11 protein-coding genes, 1 pseudogene and 1 riboswitch are annotated in these 9,785 nt (G+C 72.4%); of the genes and pseudogenes, 7 read left to right on the forward strand and 5 right to left on the reverse strand.

Translation table 11 applies throughout. The features are described 5' to 3' along the window. Positions 1–81: 81 nt before the first annotated feature. Both OUY22_RS36890 and OUY22_RS12640 read right to left on the reverse strand, forming a co-directional pair. The gene (locus OUY22_RS36890) at positions 82–165 is read right to left on the reverse strand and encodes a putative leader peptide (RefSeq protein WP_354532976.1); all 84 of its coding nucleotides are present in this window, start codon (positions 163–165) and stop codon (positions 82–84) included. Between the two features lie 61 nt (positions 166–226). Continuing rightward, on the reverse strand, positions 227–358 hold the full coding sequence (locus OUY22_RS12640; RefSeq protein WP_270155074.1) for a hypothetical protein: 132 nt from the start codon (positions 356–358) through the stop codon (positions 227–229). Between the two features lie 43 nt (positions 359–401). Between OUY22_RS12640 and OUY22_RS12645 the strand changes: the two genes are divergently transcribed. The 5 genes from OUY22_RS12645 to glyA all read left to right on the forward strand — a co-directional run bounded on the left by OUY22_RS12645 (position 402) and on the right by glyA (position 5,549). Continuing rightward, a complete protein-coding gene (locus OUY22_RS12645) occupies positions 402–1,169 on the forward strand; it encodes a TIGR03084 family metal-binding protein (RefSeq protein WP_270155085.1) in 768 nt (255 codons plus the stop codon). Positions 1,170–1,233: 64 nt separating this feature from the next. Continuing rightward, on the forward strand, positions 1,234–1,608 hold the full coding sequence (locus OUY22_RS12650) for a YccF domain-containing protein (protein WP_270155075.1): 375 nt from the start codon (positions 1,234–1,236) through the stop codon (positions 1,606–1,608). A gap of 138 nt (positions 1,609–1,746) precedes the next feature. Beyond that, positions 1,747–2,607, forward strand: a complete 861-nt coding sequence (locus OUY22_RS12655; RefSeq protein ID WP_270155076.1) for a YihY/virulence factor BrkB family protein — start codon at positions 1,747–1,749, stop codon at positions 2,605–2,607. 64 nt (positions 2,608–2,671) lie between these two features. Next, the gene (locus tag OUY22_RS12660) at positions 2,672–4,165 is read left to right on the forward strand and encodes a serine/threonine-protein kinase (RefSeq protein WP_270155077.1); all 1,494 of its coding nucleotides are present in this window, start codon (positions 2,672–2,674) and stop codon (positions 4,163–4,165) included. 22 nt (positions 4,166–4,187) lie between these two features. After that, a riboswitch (ZMP/ZTP riboswitch) is annotated at positions 4,188–4,272 on the forward strand. A gap of 26 nt (positions 4,273–4,298) precedes the next feature. After that, on the forward strand, positions 4,299–5,549 hold the full coding sequence (gene glyA, locus OUY22_RS12665) for a serine hydroxymethyltransferase (RefSeq protein WP_270155078.1): 1,251 nt from the start codon (positions 4,299–4,301) through the stop codon (positions 5,547–5,549). Between the two features lie 93 nt (positions 5,550–5,642). On the opposite strand, the gene OUY22_RS12670 is transcribed toward glyA, so the two are convergent. The 3 genes from OUY22_RS12670 to OUY22_RS12680 all read right to left on the reverse strand — a co-directional run bounded on the left by OUY22_RS12670 (position 5,643) and on the right by OUY22_RS12680 (position 7,938). Beyond that, complete coding sequence (locus OUY22_RS12670) at positions 5,643–6,191, reverse strand: YciI family protein (protein ID WP_270155079.1); 549 nt, start codon at positions 6,189–6,191, stop codon at positions 5,643–5,645. A 497-nt stretch (positions 6,192–6,688) separates the two neighbouring features. Continuing rightward, the gene (locus tag OUY22_RS12675) at positions 6,689–7,393 is read right to left on the reverse strand and encodes an anti-sigma factor family protein (protein ID WP_270155080.1); all 705 of its coding nucleotides are present in this window, start codon (positions 7,391–7,393) and stop codon (positions 6,689–6,691) included. Continuing rightward, a complete protein-coding gene (locus OUY22_RS12680; protein WP_270155081.1) occupies positions 7,390–7,938 on the reverse strand; it encodes a sigma-70 family RNA polymerase sigma factor in 549 nt (182 codons plus the stop codon). Before OUY22_RS12680 ends, OUY22_RS12675 begins: the two co-directional genes overlap by 4 nt. Positions 7,939–8,214: 276 nt before the next feature. Between OUY22_RS12680 and rsgA the strand changes: the two genes are divergently transcribed. After that, positions 8,215–9,321 (forward strand): ribosome small subunit-dependent GTPase A, encoded by a 1,107-nt coding sequence (gene rsgA, locus OUY22_RS12685; RefSeq protein ID WP_270155082.1) that lies wholly within the window; start codon positions 8,215–8,217, stop codon positions 9,319–9,321. 79 nt (positions 9,322–9,400) lie between these two features. Beyond that, a pseudogene (locus OUY22_RS12690) lies at positions 9,401–9,785 on the forward strand (phosphoribosyltransferase); the annotation flags it as partial.

Here is a 9,785-nt window from a genome sequence, read left to right on the forward strand (position 1 = left end):
CGCACGGGCGTCCTCCTGCCTCGTCATCGAGTGCAGGGGAAGATCAAGGGTGCGACGCGCTCAGCGGTGAGAAACGAGTGATTACCGGGCGTCGCAACAGATGGCACTGCGGACACGCAGAAGGTCGACGTGGCGTCGGCCTACGAGCATGGGGTCCGCTGGCATGCTTACGAAGATACTCTGGCCGTCCGAGATGTCCAATACCGGGTCCAGAGTCTGGACTCGATCATCCCTGTCGCGGCCAGCCGAACTCCGACTCGCGCTCCTGTTCCCCGTCGGCCGGCTGATGCTGGCAGTCGCACCACGAGCCGCCACGGCACTCGTCGTGCCGCCTGTCCTTGCAGCTGTCGCAGATCACGACAGCATTATCGCTCTCGGCTAGGCTGGCGGCCGTGGACCTCATGGCCGAGCTGCTCGACGACCTCCGCGCCGAGACCGCCTCGCTCGAAGCCCTCCTGGACCCTCTCGACCCCGGCGACTGGGAGCGGCCCACCCCCGCCGCCGGCTGGGCGATCCGCGACCAGGTGAGCCATCTGGCCTGGTTCGACGACGCCGCCCACACCGCGATCACCGATCCCGCCTCCTTCCGCGCCCAGCTCGCCGACGCCGCCGTCACCCCCGACGAGCTGGCGGAGCAGGCGCGCGGGATGCCCGCCGGCGAGCTGCGCGCCTGGTTCGGCGCCGCGTGGGCCCGGCTCACCGCCGTGCTCGCCACGCTGCCGCCGAAACGGCGCCTGCCCTGGTACGGGGTCGACATGTCGGCCGCGTCGTTCGCCACCGCCCGCCTGATGGAGACCTGGGCGCACGGCCAGGACATCGCCGACGCGCTCGGCCGCACCCGCGAGCCCACCGACCGGCTGCGCCACGTCGCCCGCATCGGGGTCATGGCCCTGCCCTACGCCTTCACCGTACGGGGCCTGCCCGTGCCGGCCGAGCCGGTGCGGGTGGAGCTGACCACACCGGGCGGCGAGCCGTGGACGGCGGGCCCGCACGGCGCCGCCGGCGTGGTGCGCGGGCCGATGCTCGACTTCTGCCTGGCCGTCACCCAGCGTGTCCACCTGTCCGACACCGCCCTGGAGATCACCGGCGAGCCCGCGGCGGCGTGGATGGGGATCGCGCAGGCGTACGCGGGCCCGCCGGGCGAAGGCCGGCCGCCCCGGGGACGCTGAGCGTGCCCCCGAGCCCGTGCCCCCGCAGCCCGTGCCTCGGAGCCCGTGGTGACATGCTGGAAGCATGCGCACCCTCCTGAACGTCATCTGGCTCGTCTTCGCCGGGCTCTGGCTGGCCATCGGTTACGCCCTCGCCGGGATCATCTGCTGCATCCTCATCATCACGATCCCGTTCGGCATCGCGTCGTTCCGCATCGCCGCCTACGCTCTGTGGCCCTTCGGCCGGACCGTGGTGCGCGATCCGCAGGCCGGCGCCCTCTCCCTCGTCGGCAACGTCATCTGGTGCGTCGTGGCCGGGATCTGGCTGGCCGCCGGCCACGTGATCACGTCCATCCCGCTGTTCGTCTCGATCATCGGCATCCCGATGGGCGTCGCCAACATCAAGCTGATCCCGGTCTCGCTCCTGCCGCTGGGGGCGCGCATCGTCGACAACGAGTAGGGCAGGGGAACTGGGACGTAAGCTTGCCGGAGAGTCACTGCGACAGAGCGTTGGGTGCCCATGACGTCCACGGAAGCGCGTAGCGGTTCGAAGCCGAAGAGGTCGCGTGCCTCGACGGCCCGCGCCAGGCTCAGCTGGGTGCGCGACTCGAGGTCGTGGGCCACCGTGCGCGCCGCCACGAACGCCGGGGTCACCTACCGGGTCACCGGCCTGGCGGGTGAGGCGGCGTTCTTCGCCCTGCTGTCGCTGCCGCCGTTCGTGCTCGGCCTGATCGGCGTGCTGTCCAAGCTCGGCGCCTGGATCGGCAAGCAGGCGGTGCGCGACATCGAGGTCTGGGTCATCCAGCAGGCCGGCGTGCTGTTCACCGCCGACACGATCGACACCGTGGTCCGCCCGCTCATCGCCGACGTGCTCAGGGACGACGCCAGCAAGGTGTCGATCATCTCGCTGGGCTTCCTGCTGTCGCTCTGGTCGGGGTCGCGGGCGCTGTACGTGTACGTCGACCTCATCTCCGTCGCCTACGGGCTGGGGGAGGAGCGCGGCATCATCCGCACCCGGCTGATGTCCTTCGGCCTGTACGTGGTCGGCCTGGTCGTCGGCATCGTGGTGATGCCCATCCTGGTCATCGGCCCGACGCTGCTCAAAGGGGTGCTGCCCGCCGAGTACGCCGGCCCGATCGACCTGCTCTACTGGCCCGTGGTGATCGTCGGGTCGGTGCTGTTCCTGAGCGTGCTCTACCACGTCAGCGTCCCCGTGCGCACCCGCTGGTTCCGCGAGCTGCCCGGGGCCATCCTGGCGCTGTTCCTGTGGATCGTCTGCGCCACCGTGCTGCGCGCCGTGCTCGCCGCCTGGTTCTCGCCCGTGTCCGTGTACGGTTCGCTCGCGGCGCCCATCGCCCTGCTGCTCTGGCTCTACATCACCGCCCTGGCCGTGCTCATCGGGGCGATACTCAACGCCGAGGTCGACCGGCTCTGGCCCGGCGACGGCCGCGCGAAATGAGATCACGTCCGCGTGATCAAGCGTTCCGCAACCACGCATCAGGACCTGTCGCCACAATGGCGGTGTGACTCCGCAAGGTCGCCGAATCGGTCCGTACACCCTCATCCGTACGCTCGGCCAGGGCGGCATGGGCACCGTCTACCTCGCCTACGACGCCGGCTTCACCACGGTCGCGCTCAAGGTTCTGCACGCCGAGCTGGCCGGGCGTGAGGACTTCCGGCGGCGCTTCGACCGGGAGGCCGAGGCCGCCCGCCGGGTGGCGCGCTTCTGCACCGCGCCCGTGCTCGACGCGGGGTTCGACGGCGGCACCGCCTATCTCGTCACCGAGTACGTCGACGGCCCGGACCTGTCGTCCGTCATCGACGCCCAGGGCCCGATGACCGGCGCCAACCTGGAGGCGCTGGCCGTCGGCGTGGCCACCGCGCTGGCCGCCATCCACCAGGCCGGTGTCGTCCACCGGGACCTCAAGCCGTCCAACATCCTGCTCAGCGCCGTCGGGCCGCGCGTCATCGACTTCGGGATCGCCCAGCTGGCCGACCCCGACGCCACCCGGTCGGCCACGATCTCCGGCACGCCCGCGTACATGGCCCCGGAGCAGGCCGGCGGCCTGCCCACCACGCCCGCGAGCGACGTGTTCGCCTGGGGAGGCGTCATCGCCTACGCGGGCACCGGCCGCCCGCCGTTCGGCACCGGCGCCGTGCCCGAGGTGCTCTACCGCGTCGTCCACCATGTGCCCACGCTCGACGGCCTGGACGAGCGGCTGCGCCCGCTGGTGGAGCAGGCGCTGCACAAGGACCCGGCCAGGCGTCCGACGGTCCAGGAGCTCCTCGACCGCCTCCTGGGCCGCCCCAGCGCCACGGTGGCCACCGCCACCCAGATGGTGAGCGACTCCTGGAGCCCGCCCCCCGGCGCCCCGCCCGCGCCGCGACCCCGCCGCCTGCTCGCGCCGGTGGCGGCCGCCGCCCTCGCCGCCGCGGTCACGCTGGCGAGCACGCTGGCGATCTGGCGTCCCTGGACCTCCCCGCCGTCCGGCACGACCCGCACGATCACCGCGCCGGCCACGCCTCCCGCGTCGGGCGGGCCGTCGCAGGCCGCCGTCACCCCCGGTCAGACGCCCACCGGCGTCGTCACGCCAGGGGCGGGCGGGGCGGAGCTCTCGTTCACGCACACCAACGCCTGGAACGAGAAGGTCCGCGCCCGCGTCAGAATCGACTCGCTCCGCCGTCAGGGCGCCGACGTCAAGCTCGAATGGACGGTCACCAACGACGCCGGCGCCGAGTCGATCAGTCTGTACCAGTTCCACACCACGCGGTTCCTGGGTGACACCAACGCCTCCTCCATCCAGTTGGTGGCCCGTGACGAGCCGCTGCCGTGGAAGCCGATGGCCCAGGACGGCACATGCGCGTGCACGTCCTGGGGAGCGGGCGACACCATCGCGGCCGGTGAGTCGATGCGCTTCTTCGCCGTCTTCCGCCGCGTGCCGGAGACCGTCAGGACGGTCGACGTGGACCTCCTCCGCGTCGGCGTCCTCAGGAACGTGCTGATCACGGCGAAGTGAGCCCCTCCGCATCCAGTATCGTCGGAGGTGTCGCGACTGGCGCATCAGGTGGGACCGACCACCGGGGAGCGGGAAGGGAGCGGAGGCCGAGCGCCTGGGTCTTCGCAAGGACGTCAATGATGACAGGAGAGTCATGAGTTCTCTCGCTAGCGTCGACCCGGAGATCGCCGAACTGATCAAGGCCGAGGAGCGCCGCCAGGCCGACACCGTCAAGCTCATCGCCTCTGAGAACTACGTCTCCAAGGCCGTGCTCGAAGCCACCGGCACGGTCCTGACCAACAAGTACTCCGAGGGCTACCCCGGCAAGCGCTACTACGAGGGCCAGCAGGTCATCGACCAGGTCGAGACCGTCGCCATCGAGCGCGCCAAGGCGCTGTTCGGCGTCAACCACGCCAATGTCCAGCCCTACTCCGGCTCTCCCGCCAACCTCGCCGTCTACATGGCGTTCCTGCAGCCGGGCGACACCGTGCTGGGAATGGGCCTGCCGTTCGGCGGCCACCTCACCCACGGCTGGTCCGTCTCCGCCACCGGCAAGTGGTTCAACCCGGTCCGCTACGGCGTCCGCAAGGACACCGGCCGCGTCGACCTCGACGAGGTCCGCGAGCTGGCCCTCGAACACCGGCCCAAGCTCATCTTCTGCGGCGGCACCGCCGTCCCGCGCACCGTCGACTTCGAGGGCTTCGCGGCCATCGCCCGCGAGGTCGGGGCCGTCCTGGCCGCCGACATCGCGCACATCGCCGGTCTCGTCGCGGGCGGCGCCCACCCGTCGCCGGTGGGTCACGCCGACGTCATCTCCACCACGACCCACAAGACGCTGCGCGGCCCGCGCGGCGCCATGCTCATGGCGACGTCCGACGAGCACGCCACCGCGCTCAACAAGGCCGTCTTCCCCGGCCTGCAGGGCGGCCCGCACAACCACACCACCGCGGCCATCGCCGTCGCCCTGCGCGAGGCCGCCACCGACGACTTCAAGGCGTACGCGCACCAGGTCGTCGCCAACGCCAAGGCCCTCGCCGAGGAGCTCGCCTCCCGTGGCTTCGACCTCGTCTCCGGCGGCACCGACAACCACCTGATCCTGCTCGACCTCACCCCCAAGGGCATCGGCGGCAAGCCCGCCGCCCAGGCACTCGACCGGGCGGGCCTGGAGACCAACTACAACGCGGTGCCGTTCGACACCCGCAAGCCGTTCGACCCGTCGGGCATCCGCATCGGCACCCCGTCGGTCACCTCGCGCGGCATGAAGGAGGCGGAGATGCGGCAGATCGGGGCGTGGATGGACGAGGTCGTCACCGCCCTGGCCAAGGGCGACGCCGAGGACGTCATCGCCCGGGTCCACCGCGAGATCAGCGACCTCACCGCCCAGTTCCCTCCCCCCGGCCTGTAACCGCCCGCCACCGGCAGGACGCCCGCGCCCGGGCGTCACCGATCTTCTCGGTGGCGCCCGGACCTGTTCAGGCCGGCGCCGCTCGGCGTCCGGTCACCTCCGCCCGCCGAACGTCCAGTCGTGGACCTCGATCCCGGCGTACCGGTCCTCGGTCAGGACGGCGCGCGCCGCGTCCCGGTCCGGCGCCCGGACCAGCGCCGCCGTGCCGAGCCAGGCGGCGCCGTCGTCCGACAGCAGCGGCCCGTACGCGATCAGCTCGTCCCGGCCGGGCGGCGGGACGAGGTCGACGGCCTCCCCTGAGCCGAAGCCGAGCACCAGATACCGGTCGCCGCCTTCCCGGCCGCCGGGAAAGTCCCACATGGTCCGCCCCAGCGCGTTGCGCCAGCGCCGCAGCAGCACGTCCCGATACACCCCGGCCTGGTAGGTGGGCTCGTCGAAGGCGAACGCCCGCGCGGCGGCGGCATCCGGCAGATCGACGATGTGCACGCTGCCGGTGGCCGTCTCACCGCCCCGGTCGAGGGTCGGGCCCCGGGCGATCAGCTGGTCCGCGTACCGGTCCATGTAGGACCAGTGCGCCTCCACCAAGGCGCTGCGGAGCGCCGCCGAACCGGGTCGATCACGGTGATAACAGAAGAATTCCACGGGGCGATTACCTATCACGCCCGGCCAGCGGAATCCGGCCGAAACGGACTCCGCAGAGCGCGGTGAGCGCGGGACGCCCCGCCGCACGGGCTCCCGGGGTGAGGCGGGGCGTGGTCTCTCCCGGGGGCGTGGTCTCTCCCGGGGGCCTGGTCGCTCCCGGGGCCTGGCCGGACGTCCCCGGTGGCGCCGACCGGACGGCGGTCCGCGAGGCAGGACCGCCGCCCGGCCGGAAGATCCGTCCGGACGGCTCCCGACGTCGTGGACGGATCATCACCGTGACAAGGGCTCGGCGCGGCCGGCACGTCCCCTGACATGCCGGTCACTTCCTCGGAGGAGTCCCCTGTTCTGGCAAGCAGTACGGCCCCCGGACCGCCTCGGGTTCAACGATTCACGAAAAAATCTCCCGTACCCCGGAAACGCCTGGTCGAGAAGGCGGACCGGCTCACCACATACCGATGAGCGGATCGCCGCGGCGTGACCGGACCAGGAGCCGGGCGTCAGACGTCGACCGTGAGCAGGTTGCGCCCCGTCGCCGTGACGACCTCGAACCTGTCGATCCGGTCGATCGGCAGCGCGGCCGCCCCGTGCATGTAGAGCGGGTTCGGGTTGGCCGCGGTGCCGTAGCCGTCGGGCGGCACCGCCCAGCCCATCATGATCCGCCGGTCGCCGTCCTTGCCGACGGCCACCAGCTCGCACTCCAGCGGCCCCTCGACGCCCGACAGCTTGAGCGCCGCGTGGGTGCCCCAGCCCTTGGACTCCAGCACCAGCCCGCCCGTCACGCCGTCCCTGCCGGTGCCCGGCACGGGCGTGCCCATCGCGTAGAACTGCTCCGCGGGGCCAAGCCGACTGTGGGCGGCCGGTGGCGCGTTCTGGGCGCCGATCTGCGCGCCGAGCACCAGCCCGCCGGCGATCAGCGCGACGGCGGCCGCGACCCCGAGCAGAAACGTTCCCCTGCGGGAGCGGCGGTCGGCCGCCTGCTTGCGCCGCAGCAGGTCGATGACCTCGGCGGGCTCATCCTCAGGGAGGTCGTCGGTCACCGGCCCGAGCCCGTGCAGCGCCTGGGCGACGCCCGCGAGGTCGGACAGCTCCGCCGCGCAGGAACGGCAGCCGAGGAGGTGGGTCTCGAACGCCAGCCGGTCGTCCTCGTCCAGCAGCCCCAGGGCGTAGGCGCCCACGTCGGTGTGTTCCACGCGCGAGGTCACGCCGTCACCCCCCTCTCCTCCAGCGCCACGCGCAGCGCGCGCACCGCGTAGTAGACCCGGGACTTGACGGTGCCCACGGGGATGCCGAGCGCCTGCGCGGCCTCGTTGACCGAACGATCGCGCAGGATCGTCTCGTTGAGGATCTCCCGGTGCGCGGGCGACAACGCCTTGAGCGCCTCGGACACGACCACCTGGTGCAGCAGCTGCTCCATCTCATCCGGCACGGGCATGTGCTCCAGCGGGCCGTCACCCTGCTCCTGGGGCCGGGCGTCCCTGCGCCGCCGGTCATCGATCACGATACGTCGCGCGACGGTCGCCAGCCAGGGCATCAGCGAGGCCGCTTCCGGATCGAGCTGCTCGGCGCTGCGCCAGGCGCGGATCATGGTCTCCTGTACGACGTCCTCGGCCCACTGCCGGTCACCCGAGGTCAGGCGCATCACGAAGGACAGCAGCGGCCGGTGGTACTGCCGGTAGAGGGCCGACACGACCGTCTCCGGGTCGGGCCGTACGCGCCTCAGCCAGTGTCGTAATCGCGGCTTGGCCATGGAGGGTGCTCCCTCGGCCGAGGGTGGGGGATACGTGCTCAGTCGCATCATTCCCCTTTCTCGAGTCCGTCGGCAGGTGGTACGGCAACGCCGCCCCTGCGGTTCAACCGGGCAGGCCGAAAACCCGTTGCGGGCCCGCGTACGGAGTGCGTAGAGTCGCGGCGAAACGGATCGAGGAGGTGAGGACCATGCGGGTCGTTCTGTTCTGCCTGCGTGCCGTCTCCCTCCGGGCGTTCGCCTGAGACCGCCCGGTTTCCCTTCTCGACCTGCAAAGGTGTGACTCCGTTGTCTTTCGATCTTTCCCTGCTCGGCTGGACCGATTCCCGCGCCGCCGAACTGCCCGACGGCACCGTGCCCGGCCGGGTCTCCCGCGTCGACCGCGGGGCGGCCGAGGTCATCGCCGCCGACGGCCGGCAGCACGTCCACCACGGCGCCCGCGTCCGCAGGGCGGCCGCCGCCGACCCCGTCGCGCTGCCCTGCGTGGGCGACTGGGCCGCGCTCAAGCCGCTGCCCGAGGGCCGCTACGAGCTCGACGAGGTGCTGCCCAGGACCACCGCGTTCGTCCGCGGCGGCGTCAGCCGCGACTCGCGCGGCGGGCTGTCAGGCGACGGCCAGGGCCAGGTGCTCGCGGCCAACGTCGACGTGGTGTTCGTCACCGAGCCGTCCATGCACGCCACCGACCTGGCCGACCTGGGCCGCGTCGAGCGCCTGGTGGCGCTCGCCTGGGAGTCCGGCGGCACGCCGGTGGTGCTGGTCACCAAGTCCGACCTGTTCGGGCACGGCCTCGACGACCTGCTCGCCGACGTGCGGCAGGCCGCGCCGGGGGTGGACGTGCACGCCGTCTCCTCGCTGCGCGGCGAGGGCGTCGACGTCGTCCGCGGCTACCTCGACGGCTCCCGCACCGCCGTCGTGCTCGGTCCTTCCGGAGCCGGCAAGTCCACCCTGGTCAACGCGCTGGCCGGCGGCGAGGTGATGGAGACCCAGCGGGTACGCGCCGCCGACGGGCGCGGCCGGCACACCACCGTGCACCGGGAGCTCATCCCGCTGCCCGGCGGCGGCCTCGTCATCGACACGCCGGGCATCAGGCGGGTCGGGCTCTACGCCATGGACGAGGGCGTCGACCGGGTCTTCGCCGACATCGAGACGCTGGCGCGGGAGTGCCGCTTCCACGACTGCGGCCACGGGAGCGAGCCGGGGTGCGCCGTGCTGGCGGCGCTGGAGAGCGGCGGACTCCCGGAGCGGCGGCTGGAGAGCTGGCGCAAGCTCCAGCGGGAGGCGGCGTGGATGGCCTCCCGCACGGACGCGCGCCTGCGCAAGGAGCTGCAGAGCCGGTGGAAGTCCATCCACAAGGAGATGCGCCGTTCCGGCCGCAACCGCCCGTGAACCGAGGGCCTTCCGGAGAGGGGTCCCTCTCCGGAAGGCCCCCCGCCCGCCGGTCCTGGCGTTCCTGATGGAGACGCGGATGCGAGGGTACGGGGACCTCATGGAGTGCGTGTTCGTCGACCGTGCGGAGGCGGGGATGCGGCTGGCCGAGCGGCTGGCGGGCATCCGCGACCCGGTGGTGCTCGCGCTGCCGCGGGGCGGGGTGGAGGTGGCCGAGCCGATCGTGCGCGGGCTCGGCGGAGTGCTCGACGTGCTCGTCACCCGCAAGATCGGCTACCCGCCGTCGCCGGAGCTCGGCGTCGGGGCGATCGCGGAGGGCGGCGAGCCGGTGTTCGACCTGCGGCTGCTGGACCGGCTGGGGCTGACGCCCGACGCGCTGGCCGAGGATGTGGCCGCCGAACGGCACGAGCTGGCCAGGCGGGTGGCGGCCTACCGCGGCCACCGGCCGCTGCCGGACCTGGCGG

Source organism: Nonomuraea corallina, assembly GCF_027620315.1.
Taxonomy (GTDB): Bacteria; Actinomycetota; Actinomycetes; order Streptosporangiales; family Streptosporangiaceae; genus Nonomuraea; species Nonomuraea corallina.